The sequence below is a fragment of the Streptomyces sp. NPDC059355 genome, assembly GCF_042752335.1.
Taxonomy (GTDB): Bacteria; Actinomycetota; Actinomycetes; order Streptomycetales; family Streptomycetaceae; genus Streptomyces.
The window spans coordinates 50,805-66,452 of record NZ_JBHYXN010000017.1; the positions used below are offsets into that span (position 1 = coordinate 50,805).

11 protein-coding genes are annotated in these 15,648 nt (G+C 71.3%); 8 read left to right on the forward strand and 3 right to left on the reverse strand.

The window, feature by feature from the left end; all coding sequences use genetic code 11:
* Window positions 1-86: 86 nt before the first annotated feature.
* Window positions 87-1,094: an aldo/keto reductase gene (locus ACFXGI_RS18140; RefSeq protein ID WP_384707218.1), complete on the reverse strand. Its 1,008-nt coding sequence runs from the start codon at window positions 1,092-1,094 to the stop codon at window positions 87-89.
* 79 nt (window positions 1,095-1,173) lie between these two features.
* Here ACFXGI_RS18140 and ACFXGI_RS18145 point away from each other — a divergent pair, with 79 nt between their 5' ends.
* From ACFXGI_RS18145 to serA, 6 genes are all read left to right on the forward strand, one after another.
* The gene (locus ACFXGI_RS18145; RefSeq protein ID WP_384707221.1) at window positions 1,174-2,121 is read left to right on the forward strand and encodes a 2-hydroxyacid dehydrogenase; all 948 of its coding nucleotides are present in this window, start codon (window positions 1,174-1,176) and stop codon (window positions 2,119-2,121) included.
* A gap of 282 nt (window positions 2,122-2,403) precedes the next feature.
* Window positions 2,404-5,304, forward strand: a complete 2,901-nt coding sequence (locus ACFXGI_RS18150; protein WP_384707224.1) for a putative bifunctional diguanylate cyclase/phosphodiesterase — start codon at window positions 2,404-2,406, stop codon at window positions 5,302-5,304.
* A 204-nt stretch (window positions 5,305-5,508) separates the two neighbouring features.
* Window positions 5,509-7,395 (forward strand): acetolactate synthase large subunit, encoded by a 1,887-nt coding sequence (locus ACFXGI_RS18155; RefSeq protein ID WP_384707227.1) that lies wholly within the window; start codon window positions 5,509-5,511, stop codon window positions 7,393-7,395.
* 32 nt (window positions 7,396-7,427) lie between these two features.
* A complete protein-coding gene (gene ilvN, locus ACFXGI_RS18160) occupies window positions 7,428-7,952 on the forward strand; it encodes an acetolactate synthase small subunit (protein ID WP_030857425.1) in 525 nt (174 codons plus the stop codon).
* A 112-nt stretch (window positions 7,953-8,064) separates the two neighbouring features.
* Complete coding sequence (ilvC, locus tag ACFXGI_RS18165) at window positions 8,065-9,066, forward strand: ketol-acid reductoisomerase (RefSeq protein WP_384707230.1); 1,002 nt, start codon at window positions 8,065-8,067, stop codon at window positions 9,064-9,066.
* A gap of 272 nt (window positions 9,067-9,338) precedes the next feature.
* Window positions 9,339-10,928, forward strand: a complete 1,590-nt coding sequence (serA, locus tag ACFXGI_RS18170; RefSeq protein ID WP_384707233.1) for a phosphoglycerate dehydrogenase — start codon at window positions 9,339-9,341, stop codon at window positions 10,926-10,928.
* A gap of 83 nt (window positions 10,929-11,011) precedes the next feature.
* On the opposite strand, the gene ACFXGI_RS18175 is transcribed toward serA, so the two are convergent.
* A complete protein-coding gene (locus ACFXGI_RS18175) occupies window positions 11,012-12,550 on the reverse strand; it encodes an MFS transporter (RefSeq protein ID WP_384707236.1) in 1,539 nt (512 codons plus the stop codon).
* A gap of 89 nt (window positions 12,551-12,639) precedes the next feature.
* Here ACFXGI_RS18175 and ACFXGI_RS18180 point away from each other — a divergent pair, with 89 nt between their 5' ends.
* On the forward strand, window positions 12,640-13,245 hold the full coding sequence (locus ACFXGI_RS18180; RefSeq protein ID WP_384707239.1) for a TetR/AcrR family transcriptional regulator: 606 nt from the start codon (window positions 12,640-12,642) through the stop codon (window positions 13,243-13,245).
* Window positions 13,246-13,314: 69 nt separating this feature from the next.
* On the opposite strand, the gene ACFXGI_RS18185 is transcribed toward ACFXGI_RS18180, so the two are convergent.
* Entirely contained in the window at window positions 13,315-14,517 is a 1,203-nt protein-coding gene (locus ACFXGI_RS18185; protein WP_384707242.1) for a helix-turn-helix domain-containing protein, read from the reverse strand.
* Between the two features lie 198 nt (window positions 14,518-14,715).
* Between ACFXGI_RS18185 and ACFXGI_RS18190 the strand changes: the two genes are divergently transcribed.
* Entirely contained in the window at window positions 14,716-15,642 is a 927-nt protein-coding gene (locus ACFXGI_RS18190) for a proline dehydrogenase family protein (protein ID WP_030857436.1), read from the forward strand.
* Window positions 15,643-15,648 lie beyond the last annotated feature (6 nt).

Here is a 15,648-nt window from a genome sequence, read left to right on the forward strand (position 1 = left end):
CGAGTGGTTGTCCCGGACCCGTCCCGGGCTCGTTCCCGGAGCCGCCCCACCCTCGCCCAGGGCTCGGCCCCCGCTCGCGCCGGGGCTCAGTCCCAGGCTCCCACCGCCGCCGGCAGCGCCGCGATCTCGGCCAGGTCCCCGGCCGTGAGCCGCAGCTCCGCCGCCCCCGCGTTCTCCGCCGCCCAGTGCGCCCGGTCGGCACCCGGGACCGGCACCACGTGCGGCCCCTGCGCCAGCACCCACGCCAGCGCCACCTGCGCCGCCGTCACCTGCGGCCCGAGCCGCCGCGCAACCCGCCGAAGCCCCGCCACCAGCACCTGGTTCGCCGCCATCGACTCCGCCGTGAACCGCGGATGCCGGGCCCGCACGTCCTCCCACTCGAAGCCCTCGCCCGGCCGGAGCGTCCCGGTCAGGAACCCGCTGCCCAGCGGCATCGCCGCCAGGAACCCCACCCCGCGCGCCGCGCACCACGGCAGCAGCCACCGCGCCGCCTCCGGGGACCACACCGACAGCTCCGCCTGCACCGCGCTCACCGGGAACACCTGCTGGACCCGCTCCAGGTGTCCCAAGGTCACCTCGTACGCCCGGTCCCCGCGCCGCCCCGCCCCCGGCCCGGCGCCCGCCCCGAGCGCGCAGAACCCGAGCGAACGCACCTTCCCGGCGCCCACCAGCTCCGCCATCGCCCCCCAGGTCTCCTCCACCGGAACGTCCGGATCCACCCGGTGCAGCTGGTAGAGGTCGATGACGTCCGTCCGCAGCCGCCGCAGCGAGGCGTCGCAGGCCCGTCGCATGTATGCGGGCCGCCCGTCCGCCACCACGTGCTGCTCGCCCGCCCGCAGCCCCACCTTGGCGGACACGAACGCCTCCGCCCGCCGCTCCCGCAGCACCCGCCCGAGCAGCAGCTCGTTGGTGAAGGGCCCGTACATGTCGGCGGTGTCCAGCAGGTTCGCCCCGAGGTCCAGCGCCGCGTGCACCGTGGCCAGCGACTCCGCCCCGCGGCGCTGCGAGGGTGCGTACGCCCAGCTCATCGGCATGCACCCGAGCCCGATGGCGCCCACCGTCAGCGCTCCCGCCCCGATCGACCTGCGCTCCACCCGTTGGTCCCCCTCCCGGTCCGGCAAACAAACTAACGGCTTGATCAGGATCCATTGGCCTTGGCATAGCCTCCTGGCCATGGATGCAAAGACAGCGGACGTCTGGCTGCCGTTCCCCGCCGAGCAGATCGAGGGCCTCCCCGACGCCTTCACCTACCGCCGGTGGGACGGTGAGGACACCTACCCGGCCGATCCGGCCGCCTGCGTCTTCTACGTCACGCCGTACATGAAGTCCTCCGAGGTCACCCTGCGCCCGCTGGCCGGCATGCCGGACCTCGAGGTCGTGCAGACGCTGACCGCGGGCATCGACCACGTCCTGGGCGGCCTCGACCTGCTGCGTCCCGGTGTACGGCTGTGCAACGCGCGGGGCGTCCACGAGGCGAGCACCGCCGAGCTGGCCCTCACCCTCACCCTCGCCTCGCTGCGCGGGATCCCGGGGATGGTGCGCGGACAGGACCGCGAGCAGTGGCGGTCCGGCTTCTACGACGCCCTCGCCGACAAGTCCGTACTGATCGTGGGGTACGGGTCGATCGGCGCGGCCATCGAGGACCGGCTCGCCCCCTTCGAGTGCGCGCGGGTCGCGCGGGTCGCACGCTCGGCGCGCACCACCACGCGCGGCCCCGTGCACGCGCACGCCGAACTGCCCCGGCTGCTCCCCGAGGCCGACGTGGTGATCCTCTCCACCCCGCTGACCGACGGGACGAAGGGCCTGGCCGACGCCGCTTTCCTCGCCCGGATGAAGGACGGCGCCCTGCTGGTGAACGTGGCGCGCGGCCCCGTCGCCGACACCGGGGCGCTGCTGGCGGAGCTGGAGTCGGGCCGGCTGCGCGCGGCGCTCGACGTCACCGACCCGGAACCGCTGCCCGCCGGCCATCCGCTCTGGCATGCTCCGAATGTCCTGATCACGCCCCACGTGGGCGGCAGCAGCACGGCGTTCGCGCCGCGGGCCAGGCGCCTGGTGGCCCGCCAGCTCCAGCGGTTCGCCGCCGGGGAGCCTGTGGAGAACACGGTCCTGATCACCGACTGACGCGCGATGCGCACGCTCCGCATCCGTCCGAACGCACACAGTGGCAACAACTCCCCGCGTGGTAACGGAGCGTAGACCGTCTATGTCCCTGAGTGACGAAAGTGGTGTATCGTCCGGAACAAGGGGCTGCAGCGCTTTCGTCTGGCGCTGGGAAGTGATCGGACACTTTGGGGGGCGACGGGCGATGCACGGCCAATGGACGAAGGATCCGATGCGGCACAGCCGCCGAAGGCGACGCTGCAAGGACTGGGCTGCGCCGGAACCAGCCGGCGAGGGGGACCGGTGAGTGCCCCGGGGGCGGCGCTGCTGGCCAGGCCGCCCGCCTCGGGCGGCGGCAGGAGCCTGGCGATGCAGCTGCTCCTCGCCGTGGTCAGCGGCGGATACGCCGTCGGCGCCGCCCTCGGCTGGGGCTCCGAGGAACTCGCCGAGATCATGGGCGACTTCGGACTCAGCGCCGCAGCGTTACTGGCCGCCGTCTCCTGCTACGCGTACGCGCGGACGATCGACAGCCGCGAACGCCCGGCCTGGCTGCTCTTCGCGTTCTCCTCCCTCATGGGTGCCTGCGGAAACGGCGTCTGGGGCTGGTACGAGGTGGTCCTCGGCGAGGCCGTGCCGAAGCCCTCGCTCGCCGACTTCGCGTTCCTCTGCTTCGCCCCGCCCGCCATCGTGGGCCTGCTCGTCCTCGCCAAACGCCCGGTCACCCGCGCCGGCTGGGTCTGCCTCGGGCTCGACTCCTGGCTCATCGGCGGCTCCCTGCTCACCCTGTCCTGGAGCCTGGCCCTCGCGCACGCGGCGCGGACCGCCCAGTCAGGAGCCCCCGGCAGCGTCCCGCGCGCCGCGCTCTCGCTCGCCTACCCGCTGCTGGACATCGCGCTCGTCTCCATGGTGCTGGTCCTGCACTTCCGGCGCTCCGAGGCCAACCGCTCGGCCGTCAACACCGCCATCGCGGCCCTGGCCCTGACCGTGCTCAGCGACGCCCTGTTCACCTCGCCGCTGCTGAGCGCCGAATACCAGTCCGGTCAGCTGCTCGACGCCGGCTGGTTCGCCGGCTCGCTGCTGCTCGCGTACGCGCCCTGGGGGGCCCGGCGCGCCCATCCGGGCCCGGGCACGCCGGGGCTGCCGCGCCCCGACCGGCCGGTCAGCCGCCCCATCACCGGCTCGCTGCCCGCCCTCACGCCCTACCTCGCGGCCGCCGTCTGCACCCTGGGCATCCTGTACAACGTGGTGGACGGCCGGAAGGTCGACCGCGTGGTCGTCTTCACCGGCTGCACGGTGGTCCTCGCCCTCGTCATCCGGCAGGGCATCATGCTCATCGACAACATCGCGCTGACGCAGGAACTCGCCCAGAAGGAGAACCACTTCCGCTCCCTGGTCCAGGGCTCCAGCGACGTCATCATGATCGCCGCCCCCACCGGGACCCTGCGGTACGTCAGTCCCGCGGCGGCCGGGGTCTACGGGCGCGAGGCCGAGGAGCTCGTCGGCTCCGAGCTGGCCACCCTGATCCACCCGCACGACCTGGGCCGGGTGGTCCACGAGGTGCGCCGCTTCCTCGCCGCGCCGCCCGCCGAGGAGCCGACCACCCGCATCGAATGCCGCTTCAAGTCCGGCAGCGGCGAATGGCTCAATGTGGAGTCCACGGTCAACCGCCACCAGGGCGGCCTCATCCTCAACAGCCGCGACGTGACCGAACGGGTCCGCCTCCAGGCGCAGCTCCAGCACAGCGCCGAGCACGATCCGCTGACCGACCTGCCCAACCGGGCCCTGTTCACCCGCCGGGTCCGCCAGGCCCTGACCGGGCGGCGGGCGGGGGACCACAGCACCGCCGTGCTCTTCATCGACCTCGACGGGTTCAAAGCGGTCAACGACACCATCGGCCACCAGGCCGGCGACGAGCTGCTGACCGAGGCCGCGCGCCGGCTCCAGGACTCGGTGCGCGCCGGGGACACCGCGGCCCGGCTCGGCGGCGACGAGTTCGCGGCGCTGATCCTGGGCGACGGCGCCCGCGAGCGCAGCGCCCGCGAACGCCAGGTGCAGGAGATCGCGGACCGGCTGCGCACCACCCTGTCCCAGCCGTACCGGATCGCCGGCAGCGAGGTCCGGGTGGCCGCCAGCATCGGCGTGGCCTTCGCCGACCCCGGCATCACCCCTTCGGACCTCATGCGCAACGCGGACCTCGCGATGTACCGCGCCAAGGCGGGCGGCAAGGACCGGGTCGAGCTGTACGCGCCCCAGATGCAGGCCGAGGTCGTACGGAAGGCGGAGCTCGCGGGGCGGCTGCGCACCGCGCTCCACGACGGGGAGTTCGCCCTGCTGCACCAGCCCGTGGTCTCGCTGGCGACCGGCGAGGTGACGGCCGTGGCGGCGCAGGCCCGCTGGCGCTCCGCCCAGGGGATTCTGTTCACCCCGGCGGAATTCCTCCGGGTGGCCGAGTACAGCGAGGGCGCGGCGGCGGGGTCCGACGGCCGCTCCGGCCTCCCCGCGGGCACGCCCACCCGGGCCGCCGAGCTGGGCCACTGGCTGCTGGGGGAGGCCGTGGCGCAGGCCGCCGAGCGGCACCGGATCGGGCACGACGTGCCGGTGGCCGTACGGATGAGCGCCCAGCGACTGCTGGACCGGGCCGCGCCGCTCGGCTCCGTGGAGGCCCTGCTGACCCGGCACGGGCTGCCGTCAGGGGCCCTGGTGATCGAACTGACCGTGTCCGACCCCAGAGTGCCCTTCGACGAGCTGGAGCGGCGCCTGGCGGCCCTGCGCCGCCTCGGGGTCCTGATCTCCCTCGACGGCTTCGGAAGCGGCTACGCGGCCATCAGCGCCCTGCGCAGACTCCCCGTGGACGTCCTCAAGGTGGACCGCGGCCTGGTCGAGGGCGTGGTCGAGTCCGCCCGCCTCCACAAGATCACCGCTGGTTTGTTGCGCATCGCAAATGATTTGGGCATGCAGTCGGTCGCCGACGGCGTGGACCTGCCGGAGCAGGTCATGGCACTGCGTGCGATGGGGTGCACACACGGCCAGGGAGTGGCTTTTTCCGGCCCACTCGACGAGTACAGGCTGCGCCGCGCGCTCGTGCGCGGTACGTTCCCAGTACCGGGCGGGGCGGTCCAGCCTGCCTTGGCCGGTGGTTCGTCCGGGGGCTCGATGGCCATCCGCAGAGGCTCACATAATGAGACGCCCGTCCCACCCGCTTGACATCCCCCTCCCGCCGGAGGGAGGGTCAGTGCCATGCGCACCCGAATTCTCGTACTTGGAAAGCGCGTCGGCTGAAGTTGGGACCAACATGTCCCCGCTCCGCACACCCGACGCGCTCCCCTCGCTTGCCTCCCGGCACGAGGGGTTTTTTGTTGCACTGGCACACCTTCGAATCCTCGTAAAACCCTCAGCTTCGAGAAGAGAATGCCGATGACCGAGCAGGCCACCGGGGCCCACCATCCGCAGCCGCGGCCCCGTTCCGGCGGACACCAGCCCGCCGCAGTTGAGCACGTCACGGGTGCGCAGTCCCTCATCCGCTCTCTCGAAGAGGTGGGGTGCGACACCGTCTTCGGTATCCCGGGCGGGGCCATCCTCCCGGCGTACGACCCGATGATGGACAGCACCAAGGTCCGCCACATCCTGGTCCGCCACGAGCAGGGCGCCGGCCACGCGGCGACCGGCTACGCGCAGGCCACCGGCAAGGTGGGCGTCTGCATGGCGACCTCCGGCCCGGGCGCCACGAACCTGGTCACCCCCATCGCCGACGCGCACATGGACTCGGTGCCGCTCGTCGCGATCACCGGCCAGGTCTCCTCCAAGGCGATCGGCACGGACGCCTTCCAGGAGGCGGACATCGTCGGCATCACGATGCCGATCACCAAGCACAACTTCCTGGTGACCAGGGCCGCGGACATCCCGAAGACGATCGCCGAGGCGTTCCACATCGCCTCCACCGGCCGCCCCGGCCCGGTCCTGGTCGACATCGCCAAGGACGCCCTGCAGTCGAAGACCACCTTCTCGTGGCCGCCGTCGCAGGACCTCCCGGGCTACCGGCCGGTCACCAAGCCGCACGCCAAGCAGATCCGCGAGGCCGCCAAGCTCATCTGCCAGGCCAAGCGCCCGGTCCTGTACGTCGGCGGCGGCGTCATGAAGTCCGGCGCGACCGCCGAACTGAAGGTCCTGGCCGAGCTGACCGGTGTCCCGGTCACCACCACGCTGATGGCGCTGGGCTCGTTCCCCGACAGCCACCCGCTGCACGTGGGCATGCCGGGCATGCACGGCGCGGTCACCGCCGTCACCGCCCTGCAGAAGTCGGACCTGCTGATCGCGCTCGGCACCCGCTTCGACGACCGCGTCACCGGCAAGCTGGACAGCTTCGCCCCGTTCGCCAAGGTCATCCACGCGGACATCGACCCGGCGGAGATCGGCAAGAACCGCGAGGTCGACGTCCCGATCGTCGGCGACGCCCGCGAGGTCATCGCCGACCTGATCCAGGCGGTCCAGGCCGAGCACACCGAGGGCAACGCCGGCGACTACACCGCCTGGTGGAAGGACCTCAGCCGCTGGCGCGAGACGTACCCGCTGGGCTACGAGACCCCCGGGGACGGCATGCTCTCCCCGCAGCAGGTCATCCAGCGCATCGGCGAGCTCGCCCCCGAACACACCATCTACGCGGCCGGCGTCGGCCAGCACCAGATGTGGGCCTCGCACTTCGTCAACTACGAGGAGCCCCGCACCTGGCTGAACTCCGGCGGCGCCGGAACCATGGGCTACGCGGTCCCGGCCGCCATGGGCGCCAAGGTCGGCATGCCGGACCGCACGGTCTGGGCGATCGACGGCGACGGCTGCTTCCAGATGACCAATCAGGAACTGGCCACCTGCGCGCTGAACAACATCCCGATCAAGGTCGCGATCATCAACAACGGTGCGCTGGGCATGGTCCGCCAGTGGCAGACCCTGTTCTACAACCAGCGGTACTCCAACACCGTCCTGCACGCGGACGAGACGGGCCACGACACCGTCGGCTCCCAGGTCGGCGAGTCCACCGCCCGCCGCAAGGGCACCCGCGTCCCGGACTTCGTCAAGCTGTCCGAGGCCATGGGCTGCGTGGCGCTGCGCTGCGAGGACCCGGCCGACCTGGACAAGGTCATCGCCGAGGCCAACGCGATCAACGACCGTACCGTCGTGATCGACTTCATCGTCCACGAGGACGCCATGGTGTGGCCGATGGTCGCCGCCGGCACCTCCAACGACGAGGTCATGGCAGCCCGGGGCGTCCGTCCCGACTTCGGCGACAACGAAGACGACTGAGCCGAGAGAGCCTGAGAGAGAGAACGACTCACATGTCCAAGCACACGCTCTCCGTCCTGGTCGAGAACACGCCCGGCATCCTCGCCCGGATCGCCGCGCTGTTCTCCCGCCGCGGGTTCAACATCGACTCCCTCGCGGTCGGCGTCACCGAGCACCCCGACATCTCGCGCATCACGATCGTCGTGAACGTCGAGGACCTCCCGCTGGAGCAGGTGACCAAGCAGCTGAACAAGCTGGTCAACGTGCTCAAGATCGTCGAGCTGGAGCCGCACAACGCCATCGAGCGCGAACTCGTTCTGGTGAAGGTCCGTGCCGACAACGAGACCCGCTCCCAGATCGTCGAGATCGTCCAGCTGTTCCGCGCCAAGACGGTCGACGTCTCCCCGGAGGCCGTCACCATCGAGGCGACGGGCGGCGCGGACAAGCTCGGCGCGATGCTCAAGATGCTGGAGCCCTTCGGCATCAAGGAGCTCGTGCAGTCCGGCACGATCGCCATAGGGCGTGGCGGACGGTCCATCACGGACCGCAGCCTGCGCGCGCTCGACCGCAGCGCCTGAGCACTGCGACACCCCCGCACCACGTTGCCTCTCGCATAGCGAGACCAAGAAACTTCTCTACGTTCCCCGCCGTACGGTGGGTGCAACACCAGCGCACCAAGGAGATATCCCAGTGGCCGAGCTGTTCTACGAGAACGACGCCGACCTGTCCATCATCCAGGGCCGCAAGGTCGCGGTCATCGGTTACGGCAGCCAGGGCCACGCCCACGCGCTGTCGCTCCGTGACTCCGGCGTCGACGTCGTCGTCGGCCTGAAGGAGGGCTCGAAGTCCAAGGCCAAGGCCGAGGAGCAGGGCCTGAAGGTCGTCCCCGTGGCCGAGGCCGCCGCATGGGCCAACGTCATCATGATCCTGACGCCGGACCCGCTGCAGGCCGAGATCTACGAAGAGTCGATCAAGCAGCACCTGGAAGAGGGCGACGCGCTCTTCTTCGGCCACGGCTTCAACGTCCGCTACGGCTTCATCAAGCCCCCGGCCAACGTGGACGTCGCCCTGGTCGCCCCGAAGGGCCCGGGCCACCTGGTGCGCCGCCAGTACGAGGAAGGCCGCGGCGTGCCCTGCATCGCCGCCGTCGAGCAGGACTTCTCCGGCAGCGCCTTCGCCCTCGCGCTCTCGTACGCGGCCGGCATCGGCGGCACCCGCGCCGGCGTCATCAAGACCACCTTCACCGAGGAGACCGAGACCGACCTGTTCGGTGAGCAGGCCGTCCTCTGCGGTGGCGCTTCCGCCCTGGTCAAGGCCGGTTTCGAGACCCTGACCGAGGCCGGCTACCAGCCGGAGATCGCGTACTTCGAGTGCCTGCACGAGCTGAAGCTCATCGTCGACCTCATGTACGAGGGCGGCCTGGAGAAGATGCGCTGGTCGGTCTCCGAGACCGCCGAGTGGGGCGACTACATCACCGGCCCCCGCATCATCACCGACGCCACCAAGGCCGAGATGAAGCAGGTCCTCGCGGAGATCCAGAACGGCGAGTTCGCCAACACCTGGATGGCCGAGTACAAGGCCGGTCTGCCGAAGTACAACGAGTACAAGAAGGCCGACGAGGCGCACCTGCTGGAGACCACCGGCAAGAAGCTGCGCAAGCTCATGAGCTGGGTCGACAGCGACGAGAGCTGATCCGTACGCGGCGGGGCCGGGATGACGAGTCCCGGCCCCGCCGCGCAGGACAGGCCGGATCGGACCGTTCTGCACGCGGGGCTTGTCCACCCTGGCCAACCCCGGACGGGTGATCCTTCCGGACAGGCGGAATTCCATGCGGAATCCGCCACTACACTGCTCAACACAACGCGTCAGGCCCACAGTGTCGTGCGTCTTCCACGCGGCTACCCCCTCCACCGCCTGCGGCCGTCGGGACGGCCGTCCGCACTGGACTTGTGAGGATGACCCACGTGAGCTCGAAACCTGTCGTACTCATCGCCGAAGAGCTGTCGCCCGCCACCGTCGACGCGCTCGGTCCGGACTTCGAGATCCGGCACGTCAACGGAGCCGACCGCGCGGCGCTGCTCCCCGCGATCGTGGACGTCGACGCCATCCTGGTGCGCTCCGCGACCAAGGTCGACGCGGAGGCCATCGCCGCCGCCAAGAAGCTGAAGGTCGTCGCGCGCGCCGGTGTCGGTCTCGACAACGTCGACGTCTCCGCCGCCACCAAGGCCGGCGTGATGGTCGTGAACGCCCCGACCTCCAACATCGTCACCGCCGCCGAGCTCGCCTGCGGCCTGCTCGTCGCCTCGGCCCGCAACATCCCGCAGGCCAACACCGCCCTGAAGAACGGCGAGTGGAAGCGGAACAAGTACACGGGCGTCGAGCTCAGCGAGAAGACCCTGGGCGTCGTCGGCCTCGGCCGCATCGGCGTCCTGGTCGCCCAGCGCATGTCGGCCTTCGGCATGAAGATCGTCGCGTACGACCCCTATGTACAGCCCGCGCGCGCCGCCCAGATGGGCGTCAAGATGCTGACGCTCGACGAGCTCCTCGAGGTCGCCGACTTCATCACCGTGCACCTGCCCAAGACCCCCGAGACCCTCGGTCTCATCGGTGACGAGGCCCTGCACAAGGTCAAGCCGTCCGTCCGCATCGTCAACGCCGCGCGCGGCGGGATCGTGGACGAGGCCGCGCTGTACTCGGCCATCAAGGAGGGCCGCGTCGCCGGCGCAGGCCTCGACGTGTACGCGAAGGAGCCCTGCACGGACTCCCCGCTCTTCGAGCTCGACCAGGTCGTCTGCACCCCGCACCTCGGCGCGTCCACGGACGAGGCCCAGGAGAAGGCCGGCATCGCGGTCGCCAAGTCGGTGCGCCTCGCGCTCGCGGGCGAGCTCGTACCGGACGCGGTCAACGTCCAGGGCGGCGTCATCGCCGAGGACGTCCGTCCCGGCCTGCCGCTCGCCGAGAAGCTCGGCCGCATCTTCACCGCCCTCGCGGGCGAGGTCGCGGTCCGCCTCGACGTCGAGGTCTGCGGCGAGATCACTCAGCACGACGTCAAGGTGCTGGAACTCTCCGCCCTCAAGGGTGTCTTCGAGGACGTCGTCGACGAGACGGTCTCCTACGTCAACGCCCCGCTGTTCGCGCAGGAGCGCGGTGTCGAAGTACGCCTGACCACCAGCTCGGAGTCCCCGGACCACCGCAACGTGGTGACCGTGCGCGGCACCCTGTCGGACGGTCAGGAGGTGTCGGTCTCCGGCACCCTCGCCGGCCCGAAGCACCTGCAGAAGATCGTCGGCATCGGCGAGTACGACGTGGACCTGGCGCTCGCCGAGCAGATGCTCGTCCTGCGCTACACCGACCGCCCCGGCGTGGTCGGCACCGTCGGCCGCATCCTCGGCGAAGCCGGCCTGAACATCGCGGGCATGCAGGTCGCCCGCGCCGAGGAGGGCGGCGAGGCGCTCGGCGTCCTCACGGTCGACGCGGAGGTGCCGGTGAACGTCCTCGCGGAGATCTCCGCGGAGATCGGTGCGGTCTCGGCGCGTACGGTCAGCCTCGACTGACCCGCACGACACAGGGAAGGGCCCGGGGAACTCCCCGGGCCCTTCTTCGTGTTCCGCCGCCGTTCCCCTCGGCCGTACGGGGATCAGCCCGCCAGGGCCGGGGCCTGCGCGGCGGGCTCCCCGGCGGGCTGGGCCGCGGGGGCGCCGAGCCCCCGCAGCAGGGCCGCGGCGAGCAGGGCCGCCGCCAGCAGGAGGGCCGTACCGCCCCAGGCGGCGTACTGCATGCCGTGGACGAAGGCCTCACGGGCCAGGGTCAGCACCTGCTCGCCGGCCGGGCCGCCGAGCTGCCGGGCGGTGGCCACCGCGCCGCCCAGGGTCTCCCGGACGGCGGGCTCGGCGCCCGCCAGGTCGGAGCGGTAGACGGCGGTGCCGAGGCTGCCCAGCACCGCCATGCCGAGCGCGCCGCCGAACTCCTGTCCGGTCTCCAGCAGGGACGCGGCCGAGCCGGCCTTCTCCGCGGGGGCCGCGCCCAGCGCCATGTCGGCGACCAGGGACATCACGGTGACGAGGCCGCAGGCCAGCACGCCCGCACCGGTCAGCAGCAGCCACAGCGAGTCGCTGCCGACCAGCCCGATCAGGGCGAACCCGGCCGCGGCGAGGACGAATCCGCCGGCGATGACGTACGCCCGGTCGGTCTTCTGCGCCAGGGCCGCGCCGACCGGGGCGGCGGCTCCGATGAGGAGCGAGGGTGCGAGGCTCCACAGGGCGGCTTCCAGTGTTCCCATGCCGAGCACCGACTGCAGGTACTGGGTGGTGAAGTAGGCCGAGCCCATCATGGCGAAGGCGGCGATGGCGTTGAGCGCGATCCCGGCGCCGAATCCGCGGCCCCGGAACAGGACCCGGCCGACCAGCGCGTCGTCACGGGTGCGCTGGCGGCGGACGAAGACGAACCCGAAGGCCAGGCCCACTGCGACGGAGACCAGGTGGAGCGGCTCCGGGCCCTCGGCGGCGATCTCCTTGAGGCCGTACACCACCGGGAGCACGGCGGCGGTCGACAGCGGCACGCTCAGCAGGTCGAATCGGCCGGGCGCCGGGTCCTTGAACTCCGGTACCAGCACCGGGACGAGGGCCAGCAGGAGCAGCATCGCGGGCACGTTGACCAGGAAGACCGAACCCCACCAGAAGTGGTTCAGCATCACGCCGCTCATCACCGAGCCGAGGGCGATGCCGCCGGTCATGGCCCCGGACCAGATGGCGATGGCCCGGCCGCGCTGGGCGGCGTCCTGGAAGAGGTTGCGTACGAGCGCCAGCGTGGAGGGCATCAGGGTCGCTCCGCCGATCCCGAGCAGCACGCGGGCCGCGATCAGCATCTCGGCGCTGGTGGCGTAGGCGGCGCAGACGGAGGCGAGTCCGAAGGCGGTCGCGCCCGCCAGCAGCAGCTTGCGGCGGCCGATCCGGTCGCCGAGCGAGCCCATGGTGATCAGCAGGCCGGCGAGGGCGAAGGCGTAGCTGTCGAAGATCCAGAGCTGCTGGGTGGCGCTCGGGTCGAGCTCGCGGGTGATCGCCGGGATGGCGAAGTAGAGGACGGAGACGTCCATCGAGACCAGGAGCAGCGGCAGCAGGAGGACGGTGAAGGCGATCCATTCCCGGCGGCCGGCGAGACGTGCGGCGGAGTTCGTCATGAGCAGCAATGTACAAGCGTCATAAACGCTTGTCTAGTACGAGCGTATGAAACTGCCGTCTAGGACGGCTGTCTTGATACGGTGATGACATGGGACACCGTGAAGATCTGCTCGAAGGCGCCAAGAAATGCCTGGCCGAGAAGGGTTTCGTGCGGACGACCGCGCGCGACATCGTCAATGCCTCCGGCGCGAACCTGGCGTCGATCGGCTACCACTACGGCTCGAAGGACGCGCTGCTGTCGCAGGCGTTCATCTCGATGGCCGAGGAGTGGGGTGACTCCTTCAAACCGGACGTCACGGGTGAAGGCGGCTCGCTCGAGCGCTTCCGCTCGGTCTGGGACGGCATGGTCGGACAGCGCGACCGGGCGGCCCCGATGTGGGCGGCCAGCCTGGAGATCGCGATGAACCGTGACCGGCTGCCGGAGCTGCGGGAGATGGTCGTGTCCTCGGAGGGCGAGGGGCGCAAGGGGCTGACCGAGATGTTCACGGGCATCCCGGAGGAGCAGCTCGAAGAGCGGGACGTCCGGACCCTGGGCGGGCTGTACCAGGTGCTGGTCGCCGGAATGATGGTGCAGTGGCTGTACAACCCCGAGAACGCCCTCACCGCGGAGGAGTTGACCGAGGGCATGCGCCGCGCTGCGCGGATGATGGTGAACGGCGAGGGCGCCGGCGGGCCCGCCGACGAGCCCGCCTGAGCCGGCCAGCCGGTCAGCTGTACAGGCGCTCAGGGGCTCAGGCGCTCAGGCATTCAGGCGTCAAGTAGTTCAGCCGTACAGGCGGGCCGCCTTGAGGGCCATGTGGAGCAACAGCCGGTCCTCGCCCTCGTCCAGGTCCAGTCCGGTCAGATGCTCCACCCGGGCGAGCCGGTAGTACAGGGTCTGGCGGTGGATGCCCAGGGCCGCCGCCGCACGGCCCGCCTGGCCCGCGCAGTCCAGGAACAGCTCGGCCGTACGGGCGAGTTCCCGGTGCGCGGGCCCGAGCAGGACCCGGGTCGCCGGGTCGCCGGCGGGGTCGGCCGCCGCCAGGGCCGCCAGCATCCGGTACGGGCCGATCGCCGACCACCGGGCCACCGGAGCGAACCGGGGCTGCGCCGCGGCCGCCTGAGCCGCCGCCGAGGCCTGCGACCATGCGTCGGCCAGCGCAGCGAGCCCCCGGCGGGGCTCCGCGATCCCGGCGGTCGCCGCGCCGCCCGCCAGCAGCCGGGTCGCGACGCCCTCGGCGGGGGCGAGCGCCTCCGCCGAGCGGAGCCTGACCAGCACGGCGAGCGCCTGGCCGGCCTTCCGCCCGGGCCGGGCGTCCACGTCGCGCGACCCGGCGTCGACGCCCGGCCCGCTCCCGTCCCCGCGCCCCGGCCGGGGAACCGTGCACACCGCGGCCGCGCCCGGCACCGACGCCGGGGCCTCGCCGGACCACGGCTGCACGCACACCACCGCGTGCAGCCCGTCGGCCCCCGGCCCCAGCGCCATCCGCAGCGCGGCCACCGCCATGTCCTGCTGCCAGCCCCGTCCGGCCGTGAGCACCTCCCGGAACTCCCGGGACAGGTCGGCCCCCGCCTTCGCCTCCTCGGCGAGCAGGATCCCGATGCGCTCGGCCACCTCCATGGCCGCCGTCAGGGTGTCCGGCCCGGGGCCGGGCTCCTGGTCGAGGAGCCACACGTACCCCTGCACGATCCCGCGGTACCGCACCGGCAGGCAGATCCGCCCCCGGAAGACCCCCGCGTCCGGGGCCGCCGGGATCCGCACCGGCCCGGTCGCCCGCGCGATTCCGAAGCCCTCGAACCAGGCCCGCACGGCCGCCGTCGACTGCCGGGTCAGGATCGAGCGGGTGCGGACGGGGTCCATCGCGAGGTCGTCCTCGCTGTCGTGCGCGCCGAAGGCGATGAGACGGAAATCCCGGTTCTCCAGCGTCGCCGGGGCGCCGAGGAGCGCCGAGATCTCATCCACCAGGTCCTGGTAATCGCCCTTCACCCGGCCATTCTCCCACCCGGAAAGCCGGTCTTCAGACAGATGTATGAGATCGGGGACACGGATGCGTGACAGCTGTCGATGGCAGAGGATCGAAGCGATCCTTAGGTTTCACGGTGGTTTTACTTGCGTTTTCTTTACGGCCCCGCCCACCCCTTCGCGGACCGTATGCCTGCTTCTGCCACCTGTTGGAGGTGCCCCGTGCTGGGTCCCGCGATCCTCGCCGCTTCGCGCAGCGACAAGATGCGCCGAATCGTCTCTGCCGCCCCGGTGACCAAGCCCGTGGTGAACCGGTTCATCCCCGGCGAGACGGTCGACCAGGTCATCCCGATCGTCGTGGACCTCACGGAGAAGGGCCTGGAGCTCACGCTCGACGTGGTGGGCGAGGACATCACCACGGTGGAGCAGTCCCACGCCGCGCGTGACGCCTACCTCGAACTCATCGAGCACCTGGCGGGCCTGGGCCTCGGTGAGAAGGCCGAGATGTCGGTCAAGCTGTCGATGTTCGGCCAGGCGCTGGAGGGCGGCCACGAGCTCGCCCTCGCCAACGTCCGCCCGGTCGTCGAGGCCGCCGCGGCCATCGGCACCACCGTCACCCTGGACGCCGAGGACCACACCACCCTCGACTCGATGTTCGCCATCCACGAGGAGCTGCGCCGGGACTTCCCGCAGACCGGCTGCGTGATCCAGGCGTACCTCTTCCGCACCGAGGCCGACGCCCGCCGCCTGGCCGCCGCCGGCAGCCGCGTCCGGATCGTGAAGGGCGCCTACAAGGAGCCCGCCGAGGTCGCGTACCAGGACAAGGCCGAGATCGACAAGGCGTACGTCCGCATCCTGAAGACGCTGATGGACGGCGAGGGCTACCCGATGATCGGGTCGCACGACCCGCGCCTGATCGCCATCGCGCAGGAGCTCGGCCGCAAGGCCGGGCGCAAGCTGGACGAGTACGAGTTCCAGATGCTGTACGGCATCCGCAGCGAGGAGCACCTGCGGCTCGCCGCCGAGGGCCACCGCATGCGCGTCTACACCGCGTACGGGACGGACTGGTACGGCTACTTCATGCGGCGCCTCGCCGAGAAGCCCGCCAACCTCCTGTTCTTCCTCCGCTCGATGATCACCAAGAACTAGCCCAGA

Bases quoted from the DNA above. Each gene is read 5' to 3' on its own strand.
- ACFXGI_RS18145 (WP_384707221.1), top strand. From the start codon at position 1,174: ATGGATGCAAAGACAGCGGACGTCTGGCTGCCGTTCCCCGCCGAGCAG.
- ACFXGI_RS18155 (WP_384707227.1), top strand. From the start codon at position 5,509: ATGCCGATGACCGAGCAGGCCACCGGGGCCCACCATCCGCAGCCGCGG.
- ilvN (WP_030857425.1), top strand. From the start codon at position 7,428: ATGTCCAAGCACACGCTCTCCGTCCTGGTCGAGAACACGCCCGGCATC.
- ACFXGI_RS18175 (WP_384707236.1), bottom strand. From the start codon at position 12,550: ATGACGAACTCCGCCGCACGTCTCGCCGGCCGCCGGGAATGGATCGCC.
- ACFXGI_RS18180 (WP_384707239.1), top strand. From the start codon at position 12,640: ATGGGACACCGTGAAGATCTGCTCGAAGGCGCCAAGAAATGCCTGGCC.